A 16,663-nucleotide genomic window follows, 5' to 3' on the forward strand; every position below is an offset into this window, starting at 1 on the left:
GAGGCGGGGGTCAGGGGCGGGAGCGCGGCGGCGAACTCGACGTGCGGCACCGTCATCTCCCGGGGCCGCGGGCCGTGTGGGCGACGACCGTCACCAGGCGGTCCTCGTCGACGGTGCCGTACCGCGCGCCGAGCGACCACACGCCCACCACGTCGCCGGCGCGGGGCGCGTCGATCGCCTGGAGTACCTGCGTGAGGGAAGCACCGTCGGACGTGCCGACCTGCGTGTTGATCGCGGACGTGAGCACGTCCCAGTCGATGGCCTCCCGGCCGACGAGCCGGGCCGGGTCGATGGTGAACTCGCCGGAGGTCTCGCGCACTTCGGGCGGGAGCGTGACGACGCCGTCGTGGAAGCGCAGGGCGCCGACGGAGCTGGTGTCGACGGCCGACATGGGGACGGCGAGGCCCGTGTCGCGCCCGGCGGACGCGGTGTCGAAGGCGTCGACGGCCGCGCGCTGCGCCTCGGTGATGCGGGCGCGGAGCGACTGGTACTGCAGGAAGTCGCCGTCCTTGACGAACGTGTTGATGCGGCGATAGACCTGGCCGCGGATCTCGTCGACGCGCTGGACCTGCATCCACATGCGGTCGAGGAAACCGGTGAGGGAGTCCCTGAGGTCGTCCGGGAGGTGGACTTCGCCGACCACCTGCGCCACCGAGGTTTCGAGCTGGCGACGCAGGCGGTGGTCGGAGAGCAGGGTGTAGAAGGCGTCGAAGGCCTTGCCCTCGGGGGTGTTCGCGAGCTCATCGTGGCCGTCGAAGAGGCGCTGGAGGGTTCTGGCGTAGGCCTCCGCCTCGCCGGAGTCGGAGGCGTCCAGGCCGTGGGTGAGGAGCGCGCGGGTGTGCTCGCGCAGCTTTTCGCCGTAGCCGAGGATGTCGGCGGGCATGCGTTCGGCGAGCGAGCTGACGATCTTGAGGTCGTCGACCACCTTGTCGCGGTCGTACTCGGGGATGAGGCCTGCGCGCAGGGCCTCGCGGCGGCGGGTGAGCTCGGCGATCTGGTCGTCGAGGGCGCGCAGGTGATCGTCGGGATCGTCGCTGACGGTGACGGCGACCGCGGACAGGCGGGCGGTGATGAGTTCGAGGGCCGTCTCGGTGGCGACGTTGCGGTCGAGCGAGACGGCCTGCACTTGCCCGAGCGCGGTGGTGGCGCCGCGGGTGAGTTGGACGACCTCGCGGTCCGTCTCGTCCAGGGTCCGGGAGACGAAGCCGTGCTTGACCCACTGGTCCAGCACGTCCGGGCCGGCGGGGACCGGACGCGCGCGTTCGGTGAAGTGGTGCGCGAGGGACTGCAGGTCGACGGTGAGCGCGTCCCCCAGCTCCTCCGCGTCGACGGGGCCCGTACCCAGCCGGGCGGCCATAAGCGCCAGGTAGGCGACGGCGTTGGGGGAGCGGAGGAGGCGGAGCGCGACATCGTTGTCCGCGTTGTCCGTGAACGCGGCGTACAGCTGCGCGGCCGACTGCGCCATCCTGTACCTCCCCTTGCGTATGCGACGGTCCAGTGTATCGGGGGCGGCGGCGCGGGCGCGCTGGACCGTCATGTCGATCCAGCGGCTATGAAATCGTGACCGCCAGTGACAAACCGGACACTGGTGGTCGCGGGTAAGCACTGGACACGGTGCTCAGGGTGGGAGGCCGTCACTCGGGCCAGGTGGCGTCGGGGCGCTGTTGCAGTGCGGCGGAAGGGCGCGCGCGAGTGCGCTCAGCTGATCGTCGAGCAGTTGTGTGCGGGCAGGATCGCCGTCGAGCAGCGGGCTGACGAGGTCTCCGTAGGCCGCGTGCACGGCCGCCATCGCCGTGAACGCGTGATCGCACACCGCATCTGCGTCGAGAGCCGCGCTGACGGCGAGCCTCCGCCAGTTCTTCTCCGTCAGCTCGGCGGTGTGGCTCGCGCGGCCCACGGACATCGCGAAGCGAGTGCCGAGGTGGGGCCACAGGAAAGTGGTCACGGTGTCGTAGATCGGAGCCACGGCGACGCGATCGCCGGCGAGGAGGACGGAGTAGTTCTTGGCGTGCGCGTCGCAGTTCCCGAGCGCCGTGTTGAACGCGAGCTGGTCGATGAAGGAGTACGCCTGGCCGTGACGGTCGAGCAAGCGTGCGATGTCGCCGGCGGGCACGGTGTATTTGTCCGCGGTGGGACGTCCGAGCGCCTGGTTCATGTCTTCAGCATGGAGCCGCGTCCCGCCGGATCGGTCCCAACGCTCCGCGATGAACACCGACTGTCCGAGGAAGTCGTCGACCGACGAGCGGGTGGCCGGGACTCCGACCCGCCGTGCAAGCTCGAGACCCGCATGCGCGAGCGCATCGAGGCCGCGGAACTTCCGTGCGGGCGGAGGCTTCAGAATGTGCGTCGACGGGACCTCGTACGTGGGCCAGAACCAGCGGTCACCGACGCGGGCCAGAGTGAACTTTCCCTGCGCTCCGGCCAGGGACATGCGTGGGCGCACGCGAGGATCGGTCCAGCTCGTGTCATCGATCGCCAGGCTGGCGATCCGGGCGGCGATATCGTCGTCCGTAGACTGGATGACGGTGGCGGGACTCCGTTGGCGAGCACCAATCCGCGGAGGACAGACCTCGCTCGCGGGCCCAGCGGGCGCGGAGCTGTTGGTGATCGGGCAGCAGGTTGTCGAGGTAGGCGTGCACGTCCGCCGCCGGCGGTCGTTCGCCGAGCGGCAACGACAGCGACAACGGTGGGCCGGCGTAGTCGTCGACGTAATCGAAGGACACCACGCCGTCGGCGTCGCGGAACGTGCCGACGAGCTCGCGTCCGAAGAAGGCGAACAGTTCACGCATGGCGGGCGATCACGGCTTGAAGGTCCACATCGTGCATGGACGCCGCCTCGACCGGGGTGCGGGAAGTGCGGTGGCGTGGATCCCGAGGGCAGAGAGCACTGCGAGCACCTTGCCGAGCTCGGCACGGGGATGCCCGGCCTCCAGGTCGACGACGAAGCGTCGCCCGACGCCGGCACGACGGGCCAGTTCCGCCTGCGCGAGGCCCTGCGCCGTCCTGCCGTCGCGGACTGCCGCGGCGACGGCGTCCGGTGTGTTGAGAAAGCGTTCCACAGCTCCCACCGTACCGACGATGTTCCCGTACGGGAACAATTCCTTCAGTGGTCGTCGACCTGCTCGGCGATGCGGCGGATGAGGTCGGATAGATCGACCTCGAGCGCCCTGCTCAGTGCGACGAGGGTGGTGAATCGCGGATTCGCGGGTGTTCCCTTGCGGCGATCCGATAGGCCGCTCTCCAGGAGTTGGAGGTGGTTCGTGCTGATGCCGACCTCTGCGGCAAGGGCTTCCTGACTGAACCCTCGATCGACGCGTAGGCGACCTATCTCGACGCCGAGCCGCTGAGCGAGTGCGGCTTCGACTTCGGACTCGGGCACCTGACAAGGGTCTGGGCCCGAACCTGTCGGAGCCACCATGTATACATGGGGAAATGTCCGATCGAGATCAGCGGGGAGGCCGTGGTGACGATCGAGCCCTATCGCCTGTCGTTCACCGCCGGGGGGCTGCTGGTGGAGGAGTCCGCTGCGGTTGCGGCGTTGCTGCTTGAAGAAGGCGATGCGTCGCGCGCATGGTCGCTCGGGGTCGAACGCAATGTCGTGCAGCAGCGGTCCCGTCGGTCGACGGTGCGCCTCACGAGCGAGGCAGTTCAGCGTCTTGTCCTACTTCCGTCCAGCGGGCTCCGTGTTCTCGCGGCGGGCCCGGGCGCGCAGGCGCGAATCCTGCTCTGGGTAGCGGCGTGTGCGCGCTACCGGTTGCTCCGCGATTTCGGCCGGGAGGTGCTCAGAGAACGCTTGCTCACCGAGCGCCCGCTGGTTCAGCCGGACGATTTCGAGACGTTCTGGAACGTGCAGGCCGCGTGGGTCGACGAGCTGCGGGACGCGGCACCGTCGACACGGGTGAAGTTGCGCCAGAGCACGTTCCGAATGGCGCGCGAGGCGGGATTCGTGGCCGATGGTGGTCGTGTTGTCGCCGTAGTCCCGTCGCCGGCTGTCGTGGACGTGTTGAGCCAGATGGATCCCGCCGTCGCGCTGAGTCTGCCGCTGTACGAATCCCAATTCGCGGGCATCGGGGCGAGCGCTGAGGGGCGGCGGTCATGACGGAACCGATCCGAGAGAGCATGCTGCCCGCCGAGCGGTTCGATCTGGCGTACTCGGTGATGCGCTCAGATGACTTCCTCCATATGCGGGGCCAGCTCGGCGAGGTGCCGTACTTCATCCTCGGGCATCCCCCCGCAGACGAACCCGAGGTGGGCCAGCAGATCAAGCGCCTGGTGGGCCGGTTGCGCGCGGATGGCATCGAGGTCTGCGAGGTCGACCTCTGGGCCCTCGCCCGCGCGATGTGGGACGAGACCGGCCAATGGGATCAGATCCTCGAGCAGGAGTCCGCTCTCCCCAAGGAGGCATTCGCGGACGTGGGGAACGTGATCTCCCCGGAGAAGTACCTCTCGCCGCGAATCACGTCCGTCGTGCGAGAACAGGAACCGGCACCTCAGGTGGTGCTACTGACGCACGTCGGCCGGCTGTATCCGCTGGTCCGTGCGCACGCAGTCCTCAACACTCTGCAGCCGCTCTTATCCGACCTCCCCGTGGTGCTGGTGTTCCCGGGCGAGTACCGGCAATCGCCGACGCAAGGGGCATCGCTCGTGCTGTTCGGCCAACTCCTCGACGACGACTACTACCGCGCATTCGACCTGCTGAAACTGGGGAACCCGTGACGAACCTGGAACAGATCCTCGCCAAGGACATCGACCGCCCGCTCGACGGTGTGGTCAAGGCATCCAGCTCGGGGCGGCTCCGCACCGAGGTGCAGGAGTACGTGATCACCGCGGAGGTCGCGGATCATCTGCGGGACCTCCTGGACGCGTACACGTTCCCGGGCGAGCCGCCGTCGAACGGGGTGTGGATCGCCGGGTTCTTCGGCTCCGGCAAGTCGCACTTGCTCAAGATGCTCGCGTACCTGCTCGGCGACGTGCCCGGGTCGGAAGTCCCCCGCGCGGACGTCGTGGCCGAGTTCACTTCGAAGCTGCCCGTCGACGATGCAATCCTCCGAGGCGCCCTCGGGCGCGCGGCCGCCACGCCGGCCACGTCCCTGCTGTTCAACATCGACGAGAAGGTCGACAAGAACAACAAGGATCAGCCGAGCGCGCTGCTCGACGTGTTCGTGCAGGTCTTCTACGAGGCCGCCGGGTTGTTCGGCAAGAGCCCGTACATCGCCCGGTTCGAGCGTGACCTCGCTGCGCAGGGCGTCCTCGAGGAGTTCAAGGCAGCGTTCGAGCGCCACTACGGGAAGCCGTGGGAGCAGGGGCGTGAGCTCGCGATCTTCGCCGACTCCGCTGCCGAGAAGGCTTACGCGGAGGTGACCGGGCACTCCATCACCGCGCCGCTCGCCACCTACCGGCAGACGCACAGCGCCACGTCGATCGAGGCCTTCACCGACGAGGTGGCGCAGTGGCTCGACGCACAACCGGCCGGGCACCGTCTGGCGTTCTTCGTGGACGAGATCGGTCAGTTCATCGGTCAGAACACCCAGCTCATGCTGAGCCTGCAGACGATCACCGAATCGCTGCACACCAGGTGCCGCGGCCGTGCGTGGGTTTTCGTGACCTCGCAGGAGGTGCTCGAATCGATCCTCGGCGACCGCACTAAGGAGCAGCAGCAGGACTTCTCGAAGATCCAGGCGCGCTTCGCCGTTGCCCTCAAGCTGGACTCGCGCAACGTCAAAGACGTGGTCTCGCGGCGCTTGCTGGAGAAGACGCCGGAGGGTGTGGGGCTCCTGTCGGGCATTTACGAGTCCAAGCACGAGAGGTTCCGGTCGCTGTTCGCGCTGCAGAATCAGCGCCCGCTCAGCAGTTACGCGAGTGAGAGCGACTTCGTGGCCACCTACCCCTTCGTGGACTACCAGTTCGAGCTGTTCCACGACGCGATGCGTGGTCTCTCGGATTTCAACGCGTTCACCGGTAAGCACTCGTCGGTCGGCGAGCGCTCGCTGCTCGGGGTCACGAAAGACATCGGTTCGTCGATGAAGGCGTCGGGTATCGGCGCGCTCGCGACGTTCGACATGTTCTACGACGGCATCGAGAAGTCGCTGAACTCGGACATCAAGGCGAACGTGATCAGTGCCGGGCGCAACATCAGCGGGACCGATCGCGACCTGCAGCTGCGGTTGCTCAAGGCGCTGCTGATGACGAAGTACGTCGACTGGTTCGAGGCCACTCCGCAGGCCCTGTCGGTGCTTCTCACCCACGAGATCGGCGCGAATGTCTCGGCGCTGCACACCGATGTCGAGCGGGCGCTCAAGGAACTCGAGCGCGCGACCTACGTGCAACGCTCGGGCAATACGTACTCGTATCTGACGAACGAGGAACAGGACGTCGAGAAGGCGATCAAGAACCACGCCCGCAATGACGCCGACGTGAAGAAGCTGCTCAACGATGAGATCGTGGCGACCACTGGCGTGGGTGGCAAGGTCCGCCACGATGCCACGGGCGTCGACCTCGGGCTCGAGCGTTGGCTCGATGACGAGCGACAGGGCCGGGCGGAACCACTGAGTGTCCGGTTCATCACTCCGTACGGGTACCGCACCGTCGAGGATGTGAAGCAGCAGTCGATCGGCGCGGCGGGTGCGCTGTACGTCGTGCTGGACCTCACCGACCGCACCAGGGACGACATCGAACTGTTCGTCCGTACCGCGAGCTACGTGCAATTGCAGATGAAGTCGACGCTGCCCGAGTCGAAGCAGCGGATCCTGGCATCGCACGGGCGGGCCAACGTCGAACGAGGTCGCGCCGTGCGCGCGGAGGTGGCGCGTGCGGTCGCGAACGCCGACCTGGTGCACAACGGGACGATCGTGCAGGTAGGCGGGGGCACTGCGAAGGATCGGGTGAACGCCGGCCTGCAGGTGGCGATCGAGTCGCTGTACCTGCGTATCAATGAGGCACGCGCGGCGTCGAGCCTCACGGATGGAGACGTCAGCCGCATTCTGCGCGACGAGAACACGCTCGATCTCGACGTGACCTCCTCTCTGGATGAACTCGCGCGCACCGTCATCAATGAGGTGCAGTACGCGAAGTCGCGCCAGGTGGACGCCACTGTGGGCCACCTCGTGGAGCACTTCGCGAAGCCGCCGTTCGGGTGGTCCACCCCGACGGTGTTGGGGATCCTCGCGCACGCGGTCGTCGCCGGACAGTTGCGCCTCCGCCTCGACTCGCGCATTCTCGTGCGTACCGAGATCGCGGGTGAGCTGACGAATCGCCACAAGCACCGTCAGATCCACGTGGACGAGGTCCGCGCGCATGACCCGGCCAAGGTGCGCAAGCTGCAGCGGTTCCTCGCGGACTTCGCCAACAACGGTGAGACTTTCCCGAACACCGACGATCTCATCGAGAAGGTCCGGTCAGAGCTGGCCGGCACCGCCGACGAGGTTGCTCGGTGGGCGGGGGAGCCGTACCCGTTCACAGATCAGGTGGAGGCGCTGGCGAAGCGGCTGCGCGCGGTCGTGGACGGCCGCGCGGCGGAGTGGTATCTGGGTGAGTTCCTCGACGACGCCGACGATCTGCTCGACCTCAAGGACGACGAGCTCGATCCGATCCGCGGGTTCCTCAACGGACAGCAGCCGGCCGTGATCACCGCGGCTCGGAAGTTCCTGCAGGACAGGGACGCCGATCTGCACGACGCCGATGCTGCTGATCTTGCGCAGCTCCGTGCCGACCTTGCCGATCCGGGGTTCCTGCGTGGGGACGTGGTGCCGCGGATCAAGCGTGTGCACGAGCGTCTGCTCGCGCACGTCGACGATGCCGTGGCGCGGGACCGCGATGCGCTCGCGGCGCACATCGACGAGACGATCGTTGCGCTTCGATCGAAGCGGGAGTACCTCGAGGCGAACCCAGCAGCGCGAGAGCGCGCCGTGACCGCGCTACAGAACTCGCGCAACGCAGTGGCGGCGCACGCGACGCGGGGCGCTGTCGCACTGGCCGCAAAGTCCTTCGATGCGGCGTACAGCGATGCGGTGAATGTACTCGTGGCGGGGCAGGCCACCGCCGCTGCCACTGACGTCGGAACCGTAGGTGAGAAGGGCGACTCGGATCGGGACGGCGTTGGGACACCGACTCAGACCGTCTCCGTTCGTATCTCGAAGATCGCCGTGTCGAACGTGCCTGCGACGTTGCGGACCAACGCAGACGTCGACCAGTACGTGGTGGAGCTGCGCGCGAGCCTGCTGGCGGCAATCGAAGCAGGGAAGACGGTGCTCCTGTAATGGATTCCTCGAAGCTCGAGAAGTTCGCCACGGCGGCACGAGTGACCCTGCTCGATCAGATGGCGGGCCTGGTGACCCAGGCCCTGAGCGATCCGAAGATCGCGGCCGAGTACCCGAACGATGTCGCGGGATTGCGTGCCGCGGTCGCGGAGCACGGCGAGACCTGGGTCGCGGACACCGCCGCCCACACCTGGTTCAACCGCCTGACGGCGGCGCGGTTCATGGATGTGCGCGGGTTCTCCGGTCCGTACCGCGTGGTGTCGCCGGCTGGAGGTTCCGCGTCGAACCTGCCCGAAATCCTGCTGCGTGCGCAGTCCGGAGAGTTCGGCGATGAGGTTCCCGAGCGCACGCGTTCTGAGGTCTCCGCGCTGCTCAGCGGTCGCCGAACTTCCGCGAACGCGCAGCTCGAGGCGTATGCACTACTGCTGCGCGCGATGTTCGTGGCCTGGTATCCGTCGATGCCGGAGGTCTTCACCGGGCCGGCCGACTGGATCCGCCTGCTGGTGCCGGCCGATCTGCTCGCGCCGACGTCCGTCCGGGAGCGTGCCGTCGCCGTGATGGACGACGATGCCTGCGAGACCGTCGAGGTGGTCGGCTGGCTGTATCAGTTCTACAACTCCGACCTCAAGGACGAGATCAACAAGGCGAAGGTGCCGATCGACGCCGCGGAGCTCCCGGCCGTCACGCAGCTGTTCACACCGCACTGGATCGTGCGGTACCTGGTCGAGAACTCGCTGGGGCGACTCTGGCTTCGATCCAGGCCGACCAGCGGCCTGCGCGAGCACATGCCGTACTTCGTGGAGCCGATCGAGGGGCAGCCGGACACTGGCGTCACCGTCGAGTCGCCCGAGGAGATCCGCGTGGTCGACCCCGCGTGCGGCTCCGGACACATGCTCACGTACGCCTTCGACCTGCTCTTCCACATCTATGAGGAGGCCGGGTACGCGCGCACCGAGATCCCACAGAAGATCCTCACGCACAACCTGCGCGGTCTCGAGATCGACTCGCGCGCCGCGCAGCTCGCCTCGTTCGCGCTGGCGATGAAAGCGAGGGAGAAGGACCGCAGATTCTTCACCCCCAAGAGCGGTGCGCCCGTCCGGCCGGACATCGTGCGGATCGAGCCGCTGGCATTCGACGGCGACGACATCGAGCTGTTGGCGCGGGGCCGGACCGCGACGACCGTGCGGCGCTGGAAGCACTGCTGCAGTCGTTCGTCTACGCCGATACCTTCGGCTCACTCATCCGCGTGGACGCGGTGGGCATGGCGGTTCTCCGCCGGATCCTGATCGACGCCGAACAGAACGAGGGTGGCGACACCACGGTCGAGGCGCGTCGGGAAGTGCTCGCGCGAGCGCGACGACTGTATCGGCAGGCGAATGCACTCGAGGACGACCAGTACCACGTGGTCGTCGCCAACCCGCCGTACCTTGGCAGCGGCAACATGGGCGACCTGCTGAAATCCTGGATGAAACACGCGTACCCCTCTGCAAAGAATGATCTCATCACGGGTTTCATGGCGCGCGCTGCCGAAATTTGTGTACAATCTGGGAATTGGGGAATGATTGTTCTACCGTCATGGATGTTCTTGAAGACGTTCACGGATTTTCGGGCGAATTTTCTCGCGTATTCCCAGATCGATTCATTCCTTCACCTCGGTCGCGGAGTCTTTGGTGCCGACTTCGGATCGTGCGCATTCGTTGTGACGAATTGCGCGGCTCTGCCGCAGCGCAAAGCAGAATTCAGAAGGCTATTCGAGCGGCACGTAGAGGTGCGGGCTGTGGACGCGATTGAGCAACTCTTTCTCGACGGGCAATCGGGAGTTTTTTTCGCGCGTCAATCTGAATTCTCAAACATACCGGAGTCTCCTATCGTGTATTGGCTTTCCGACTCCATGCGTAAAGTATTCAGAGACGGAACTCGATTAGGTGAGGTATCATCGCCTCGACAAGGATTGGCGACAGCCGATAATGATCGGTTTATTCGACAATGGTTCGAGGTGTCGAGCGATCGAACAAGCTACGACGTGTCGAACCGTGACGAGGCCACCAGGTCGAACAGGAAATGGTTCCCGTTCAACAAAGGGGGAGCCTTCCGAAAATGGTGGGGAAATCAGGACTATGTTGTCAACTGGGAGGCTGATGGATCGGACGTGCTCGGATACGTCGACCCTGCGACAGGCAAGCAACGTTCACGTCCACAGAACACCGAATTCTATTTCCGTCCTTGTGTATCTTGGTCGAACGTATCGAGCGGTGCGCCTTCATTTCGGTCGTACCCGGCAAACTCAATATTTAGCCATGTCGGACAGGCGGTGTTCGCCGAAAATGACGAAGACCTCACTTGGTTGCTCGGATTCCTAAATTCTTCGGTCAGTGAAAGACTTCTGGAAATACTTTCTCCGGCGCTGCATTTCGAAGTAGGTCACATCGCGAATCTGCCGGTGATCGATGGTGATTTCCACGAAATCGGTCCTGCTGTTGACGAGCTGGTCAATATTGCGCGCGCAGACTGGAACGACTACGAAACATCTTGGGAGTTCGAAAGGAACCCTCTCGTGGTGCTCGGATTCGGGCAACTGGATGCGGCTTCGGCACACAAATTGTTTTCCGGGATCCAAGCAGCCTGTCGCGCTCAGGAAATTGAGCGGGCAAACAACTCGTATTTCTCTGGGCTGTACGGAGTGTCGAAAGAGGTCAATTCCGATGTCTCGATCGACCGAGTGACGCTCACTGGTAATCCTCGATTTCGGTATATGCCGAAGAAGGGGGCAGCGCGTACGGAGGATGAATATCGGGCGCTCTTCGACCTGGATCTCGCGCGGGAACTGCTGTCGTATGCGGTCGGTTGCATCATGGGGCGGTACAGCCTGGATGAACCCGGCCTGATCCTCGCGGATGCGGGGTCGACGATGGCGGATTACGAGGCGCAGGTGCCGAATGCGCGGTTCCGTCCGGATGACGACGGGATTGTGCCGATTACGGAGAACGAATATTTCCCAGACGATATCGTCTCTCGCGTTCGTGACTTCTTGGCAGTAGCATTCGGCGAGGAGAACGTCACTGCGAACGTCAGTTGGATCGAACACGCCCTCGGGTCGGGAAAACGCAAGGACCTGCGGCAGTACTTCCTCAAAGACTTCTACTCTGACCATCTCAAGATGTACTCGAACCGGCCGATCTACTGGCAGGTGTCGTCGAACTCGAAGCAGCCCAGCAAGGGCTTCAACGCGCTGATCTACCTGCACCGGTACACGCCGGCGACGCTCGGGATCGTCCGTGAGAACTACGCGAACGACATGTTGGACAAGCAGGAAGCCCGGCTCACCACTATCGCGCATGCCCTGGATACCGCGGATAAGGCCGAGGCGACCAAGCTCCGTAAGGAGCAGGCCACCTTGACTCAGATGCAGCGCGAGATCCAGGACTGGGTGACGACGACGCTGTTCCCGCTTTCCACCGCGGAGATCGAGCTCGACCTCGACGACGGCGTCAAGCAGAACTATCCGAAGCTCGGCGCGGTATTGAAGTACGTGAAGGGCCTGTCGTGACGGCGGCACCGTCGAACCGGATCGCCGAGCTGCTGGCGGAACGGTACGCCAGCAGCCCCGTGATCAACTGGAACGACGGCCCGGGAGAGTACGCGGATAGCCTCGACGAGATCGTCGGTGCGCTCGGACGCTCCGGCTACGAGGTGTCCGTGCATCGCGTCGAGAACAACGAACTCGGCATCAAGACGCGGGTGTACGCGGATGTGGACGACCCGTCGAGGGACGAGAAGCATCGCCACCTGGTGTATCGCACCGGCGAGCGGCCGGCGAAGCCGGACAACTGGCTCCTCGATCTGGAGGTCGGTTACGGTCTGTTCACCGCGGACACCGCGGCGATTCTGGTGCACGAACTCGGGCTCACGGACCGGGGTGTCGATCACGTCGTGCAGGCGCACGCGCCGGCGTTCGCGGCCCCCGGCCGTGCCGAAGCCATCCGCGCGCGACTGACCGAGCTCGATCCCCAGCTCCCGCCCGTCAAGCTCGCGGAGACCGTACTGGCGTTCCTCTCGGCGGAGGTGTTGGGTCTCGACGGACAGGACAGTCACCGGCTGCAGGAGATCGTCACCGCGCTCTTCGAGGACTACGCCGACGAGGACGACGCGCGCTACCCGTCCCTCGTGGACGCCGGCCTTGCCGACTTCCTCTGGCAGGGGTGTGCACGGATCTACGGCTTCGAGTCCCAGGATCCGACCGTCGCCGGGCTGGTGACCTGGATGTTCGACCAGGCGTGGAAGCACTGGCCCGACGCCCGCAATCCCGCCCGGATCGACTTCGAACGGCTGCGCGACGGCCGGCGATACGGCCCCTTGTTCAAGCGTCTCGCAGAAACGGCGGAGCGCGACCTCAACATCGCGGACCGGCTGCGTGCGGACGACCAGCCCGTCGCGGAGCTGGCCGGCACCGATGTCTTCCCCGTCGTGGACCACGCCGTCATCACCAAGCTGGCCGCAGCCGTGTACCGGCGCGAGCTCGCTCCGGACGCGGTCCGCGAGATTCTCGCCATGCGGCGCAGCACCACGTGGTTCTTGGACCAGGAGCACTCCTACGTCGCGCTCGAGGCCGCAGCCGAATGCCTCACCCGGATCGAGGCGTTTCTCCCGGTGATGGCGGACGCAACCGACGGCATCCGCAGCTACGCTGCCTCGTGGGCTCCCATCGACGGTGCCTACCGCCGCTTCCGGCGGTACTTCGCGACAGCGGATCCCGAACTGCCCGCCGAGCTCGCAGACAAGGTCGAGAAGCAGTATCTCCAGGCGTACCAGCGTCCGCTCGCCGTTGAGTGGCAGGCGCACGTGGACAGCCTCGACGAGTGGCGCGTTCCCGGAATCGAGCCGTTGCGCGGGTTTGCCGCACACGACCTGCCCGCCAAGGCGAAGACCCTCGTCGTCATTTCGGACGCCTTCCGCTATGAGGTCGGCCTCGAACTCGCGCAGCGGGTCAACCGGGACGACGATTGGTTCGACGCCACCGTCGAACCGCGCCTGTCGCCCCTGCCCTCGCTGACCTTCGCCGGCATGGCCGCGATGCTCCCTCACACCCGGCTGAGCCTCCACGGCGAGTCCGTCCGGGCCGACGGTGCCTCGACCTCCGGGCTACCAGCCAGGAACGCGCTATGGGCCAAGGCGCACGCCACGGCGATCAAATTCGACGAGGTCATGTCCATGGGCCCGGCGGACAGGTATGCGTTGTGGCAGAGCAACGAAGCGCTCATCGTGTACCACGACACCATCGACACGGCCGGGCACGAGGCGCCGCACCAGGTGCCTGAGGCCGCCGACCGCGCGATCGGCGATCTGCTTCGGATCATCAAGACCTTCGGCAGCGGGAAGATGCGCGCGAGCCGGTGCTTGTCACAGCAGACCACGGATTCCTCTATCAGCGTTCCGATCTCGAACCCGCCGAGTACCTGAGCGAGACGCCCCAGGGCGACGCAGTCGTGTTCGGCCGCCGGCATGTGATCGGCGAAGGATTGAAGGACCAGTCCGCGTTCACCACGTGGACGCCTCAAGCGCTCGGCTACGACGGCGGCGACGAGGTCCAGATCCCGCGCGGACTGCACCGACTCCGCAAGCAGGGCGCGGGGTACCAGTACGTGCACGGCGGAGCCTCGTTGCAAGAGGTGGTGGTCCCACTCGTGACGCTCACCCGCGGGCGCAGTACCGCAGCGAGCAAGGTGACGGTCGACGTCAACGTCAGTACGCCCACGATCACGACGAGCACCGTCATGGTGACGCTGCTGCAGCGGGATCCGGTGCGGGGAAAGAAGCGTGGACGCGAGCTCGTGATCGGCGCGTATGCGCCCGACGGAGTGCTGCTCTCCGGGGAGCGCACCGTCGACGTGGCGAGCGAAGCGGAGGACATCCGTGACCGGGGGCGCACCGTCGAACTGGTGCTGAACGAGGAGGCCGAGCGCTACAACGGCCAGGTGATCACGATTCGGGCGGCGGAACGGGTCAACGGTCAGTTGACCCCGTACCAAAGCACTACGGCAACATTGCAGCGCGGCTTCGGAGGATTCAATGACGCATTCTGAGGGTGGACTCGGATCCGTGAGCGACGACCTGATCGAGGACGGTTCGATGGCGGAACCTGTTGTCGATAACACTGATTCGAGTGCGTTGGATGCGAAAGCCAACGCGCAGTTTCCCGGCTTCGTGGTGCGGAAGGATCTTGTCGGGCGGATCAAGGAAACGCTGTTGTTCCCGGTTACGTACTCGAATTCCTTCTTGCGCAGTACTGCGCGACCGACGATCCCGCGACGATCGAGGCGGGCATCGAGTCCGTCCGCGACATTCTCGCCAAGCACTACGTGCATCGCGGCGAGGCGGAGCTGATCAAGTCGACCATTCGTGACCGCGGTAGACACCGCGTGATCGACAAGATCTCGGTCGTGCTGGACGTGAAACGGGACATGCACACTGCGTCGTTCTCGAATCTCGGGCTCAAGCACGTCCCGATCGACGACCGCACGGTGAAGGCGAACGAGAAGCTGCTCACCGGCGGAGTCTGGTGCATGGTCGACGTCGAGTACTCGGCGGGTGATGTCAGCGAGGACCCGTGGATCATCTCCGCGCTCCGTCCGATTCAGCTGGGGCAGTTCGACTCCGCACGCTACGTCGCCGCGCGCCAGGAGTTCTCCACAGACGAGTGGATCGACCTCCTCGTCAGCACGATCGGGTTCGATCCGAACAAATTGTCGCCGCGGGCGAAGCTGCTGCAGTTAGTGCGGCTCGTCCCGTTCGTCGAGCGCAATTACAACCTCGTCGAGCTCGGTCCGAAGGGGACCGGCAAGTCTCACGTCTACTCCGAGTTCTCACCGCACGGGACGTTGATCTCGGGTGGTGAAGTGACTGCGGCCAAGCTGTTCGTCAACAACGCGAGTGGCGGGATCGGCCTCGTCGGCTACTGGGACGTTGTCGCGTTCGACGAGTTCGCCGGCCAGAAGCGCGTCGACAAGACGCTGGTCGACATCATGAAGAACTACATGGCGAACAAGTCGTTCTCTCGCGGAACGCAGACGCAGACCGCCGAAGCGTCGATGGTCTTCATCGGCAACACCTCTCGGCCCGTCCCCACGATGCTCGCGCATTCCGACCTGTTTGAAGCACTGCCCGAGTCGTACCACGACGCCGCCTACCTCGACCGGATCCATCACTACCTGCCCGGCTGGGAGGTGGAGATCATCCGGCGAGAGCTGTTCACCAACGGCTACGGGTTCGTGGTGGACTACCTCGCCGAGGCGCTGCGGCACCTTCGGGGTCTCGACTTCTCCGACCGCTACGCAGCGGACTTCACACTGAGCGAGCAGATCTCTCAGCGCGACCGCGATGGCGTGCGCAAGACCTTCTCCGGTCTGATGAAGCTGTTGCACCCGGGTGGGTCGGCGACGCCGGATGAGGTGGAAGCCTTGCTGCGCTTCGCCATCGAGGGGCGGAAGCGCGTCAAGGATCAGATCCTCCGGATCGATTCGACGATGGACGCCGTCACGTTCGGATACACCGATGCGGCGGGGACGTGGCACGACGTCGCCACGCGCGAGGAACTCGACTACCCACGCCTCTACCACCGTGGCGAAGAAGGTGACGCCGACGAGGAAGACTCCGGCGGAGGGCTGCGCCGCCGGTTCCCGACGGCTCAGGCGTGCCCGCCGGCGGTACCACAGTCCTCGCTGCGGACGGCCCGTACGTCGAGGAACTCTTCACCGGGGTCATCGACGTTCCTGACGATTCGATCGGGCACTCGTACGCGACGCTCTTGCTTCCGCATCTCGTAGGAGCAACCGAGATCGAGGTCGTCGATCCGTACATCCGTGCGCCGCATCAGCTGCGCAACTTCTACGACCTCCTGCTCGAGATCGTTGGTGCCAAGGCGCCGGAGAGCACGGTATCGGTCAAGCTGGTGACGAGCGAGGAGAAGACCCGCGAGGACTGGAATCAGGCCCAATTGATCGGGTTGGTCGAGATCAAGAACGCGATGGCCGAGGGTGGAGTCGACCTCGATGTCGAGTTTCGCACCGGTCTGCACGACCGTCAGATCACGACGGATACCGGTTGGCGGATCATGCTCGGCCGCGGGCTCGACATCTTCCATCCGTTTACCGGCTCCGGCAGGTACGACCTCCGGCACCGTTTCCAGCAGTTCCGGCGGGCGAGGGCGACCACGGTCACGTACGTCAAGGTCGAATGACGCGCTCAGGACGAAGCAACCTCAGCTCCTCGATCGCGGTGCGTCCGGGGATCGCGTTCGACGGCTGAAGAACCGATCCTGTGTGGGAGGCGATGGGATGATCCGTGACGTCACATCGCGGACAGGTCGGGTTCACCGGGGCGGCCTAGCGTACGGTCCATGATTCCGCGTCGTG

The 16,663-nt window shown here is 65.4% G+C and carries 13 protein-coding genes and 1 pseudogene; 9 read left to right on the top strand and 5 right to left on the bottom strand.

What is annotated here, in order from left to right; genetic code table 11:
* Positions 1–52: 52 nt before the first annotated feature.
* The 5 genes from MTP03_RS10750 to MTP03_RS10770 form a co-directional block, all read right to left on the bottom strand.
* Positions 53–1,465: a DUF3375 domain-containing protein gene (locus MTP03_RS10750; RefSeq protein ID WP_248491892.1), complete on the bottom strand. Its 1,413-nt coding sequence runs from the start codon at positions 1,463–1,465 to the stop codon at positions 53–55.
* 153 nt (positions 1,466–1,618) lie between these two features.
* Positions 1,619–2,431 carry a HipA domain-containing protein gene (locus MTP03_RS10755; RefSeq protein ID WP_248491893.1) on the bottom strand — a complete coding sequence of 271 codons (813 nt, stop codon included), beginning with the start codon at positions 2,429–2,431 and terminating at the stop codon, positions 1,619–1,621.
* 34 nt (positions 2,432–2,465) lie between these two features.
* On the bottom strand, positions 2,466–2,789 hold the full coding sequence (locus MTP03_RS10760) for a HipA N-terminal domain-containing protein (protein WP_248491894.1): 324 nt from the start codon (positions 2,787–2,789) through the stop codon (positions 2,466–2,468).
* A 9-nt stretch (positions 2,790–2,798) separates the two neighbouring features.
* Complete coding sequence (locus MTP03_RS10765; protein ID WP_248491895.1) at positions 2,799–3,059, bottom strand: helix-turn-helix transcriptional regulator; 261 nt, start codon at positions 3,057–3,059, stop codon at positions 2,799–2,801.
* Between the two features lie 44 nt (positions 3,060–3,103).
* Entirely contained in the window at positions 3,104–3,418 is a 315-nt protein-coding gene (locus tag MTP03_RS10770; protein WP_248491896.1) for a helix-turn-helix domain-containing protein, read from the bottom strand.
* A 45-nt stretch (positions 3,419–3,463) separates the two neighbouring features.
* Here MTP03_RS10770 and MTP03_RS10775 point away from each other — a divergent pair, with 45 nt between their 5' ends.
* The 9 genes and pseudogenes from MTP03_RS10775 to MTP03_RS10815 all read left to right on the top strand — a co-directional run bounded on the left by MTP03_RS10775 (position 3,464) and on the right by MTP03_RS10815 (position 16,488).
* Complete coding sequence (locus MTP03_RS10775; protein WP_248491897.1) at positions 3,464–4,099, top strand: DUF1819 family protein; 636 nt, start codon at positions 3,464–3,466, stop codon at positions 4,097–4,099.
* The gene (locus tag MTP03_RS10780; protein ID WP_248491898.1) at positions 4,096–4,716 is read left to right on the top strand and encodes a DUF1788 domain-containing protein; all 621 of its coding nucleotides are present in this window, start codon (positions 4,096–4,098) and stop codon (positions 4,714–4,716) included. Before MTP03_RS10775 ends, MTP03_RS10780 begins: the two co-directional genes overlap by 4 nt.
* Positions 4,713–8,255: a BREX system P-loop protein BrxC gene (gene brxC, locus MTP03_RS10785; protein ID WP_248491899.1), complete on the top strand. Its 3,543-nt coding sequence runs from the start codon at positions 4,713–4,715 to the stop codon at positions 8,253–8,255. Before MTP03_RS10780 ends, brxC begins: the two co-directional genes overlap by 4 nt.
* Positions 8,255–9,541, top strand: coding sequence for a BREX-1 system adenine-specific DNA-methyltransferase PglX (locus MTP03_RS10790; protein WP_248491900.1), 1,287 nt, complete (start codon positions 8,255–8,257; stop codon positions 9,539–9,541). The genes brxC and MTP03_RS10790 overlap by 1 nt, the downstream gene beginning before the upstream one ends.
* Complete coding sequence (gene pglX, locus MTP03_RS10795; RefSeq protein ID WP_248492125.1) at positions 9,457–11,802, top strand: BREX-1 system adenine-specific DNA-methyltransferase PglX; 2,346 nt, start codon at positions 9,457–9,459, stop codon at positions 11,800–11,802. The genes MTP03_RS10790 and pglX overlap by 85 nt, the downstream gene beginning before the upstream one ends.
* Positions 11,799–13,712, top strand: a complete 1,914-nt coding sequence (pglZ, locus tag MTP03_RS10800) for a BREX-1 system phosphatase PglZ type A (RefSeq protein WP_248491901.1) — start codon at positions 11,799–11,801, stop codon at positions 13,710–13,712. Before pglX ends, pglZ begins: the two co-directional genes overlap by 4 nt.
* On the top strand, positions 13,646–14,335 hold the full coding sequence (locus MTP03_RS10805; protein WP_248491902.1) for a hypothetical protein: 690 nt from the start codon (positions 13,646–13,648) through the stop codon (positions 14,333–14,335). Before pglZ ends, MTP03_RS10805 begins: the two co-directional genes overlap by 67 nt.
* A 213-nt stretch (positions 14,336–14,548) precedes the next feature.
* Positions 14,549–16,075: pseudogene (brxL, locus tag MTP03_RS10810) on the top strand (BREX system Lon protease-like protein BrxL); the annotation flags it as partial.
* Positions 16,057–16,488 (top strand): MIT C-terminal domain-containing protein, encoded by a 432-nt coding sequence (locus MTP03_RS10815; RefSeq protein WP_248491903.1) that lies wholly within the window; start codon positions 16,057–16,059, stop codon positions 16,486–16,488. The pseudogene brxL and the gene MTP03_RS10815, both read left to right, overlap by 19 nt.
* Positions 16,489–16,663 lie beyond the last annotated feature (175 nt).

The organism is Tsukamurella sp. PLM1, from assembly GCF_023168325.1.
Lineage (GTDB): Bacteria > Actinomycetota > Actinomycetes > Mycobacteriales > Mycobacteriaceae > Tsukamurella.

What these genes read in the sequence shown, in the direction of transcription:
- MTP03_RS10750 (WP_248491892.1), bottom strand. Translation starts at nt 1,465, where the DNA reads ATGGCGCAGTCGGCCGCGCAGCTGTACGCCGCGTTCACGGACAACGCG.
- MTP03_RS10755 (WP_248491893.1), bottom strand. Translation starts at nt 2,431, where the DNA reads ATGTCCCTGGCCGGAGCGCAGGGAAAGTTCACTCTGGCCCGCGTCGGT.
- MTP03_RS10760 (WP_248491894.1), bottom strand. Translation starts at nt 2,789, where the DNA reads ATGCGTGAACTGTTCGCCTTCTTCGGACGCGAGCTCGTCGGCACGTTC.
- MTP03_RS10770 (WP_248491896.1), bottom strand. Translation starts at nt 3,418, where the DNA reads ATGGTGGCTCCGACAGGTTCGGGCCCAGACCCTTGTCAGGTGCCCGAG.
- MTP03_RS10780 (WP_248491898.1), top strand. Translation starts at nt 4,096, where the DNA reads ATGACGGAACCGATCCGAGAGAGCATGCTGCCCGCCGAGCGGTTCGAT.
- MTP03_RS10790 (WP_248491900.1), top strand. Translation starts at nt 8,255, where the DNA reads ATGGATTCCTCGAAGCTCGAGAAGTTCGCCACGGCGGCACGAGTGACC.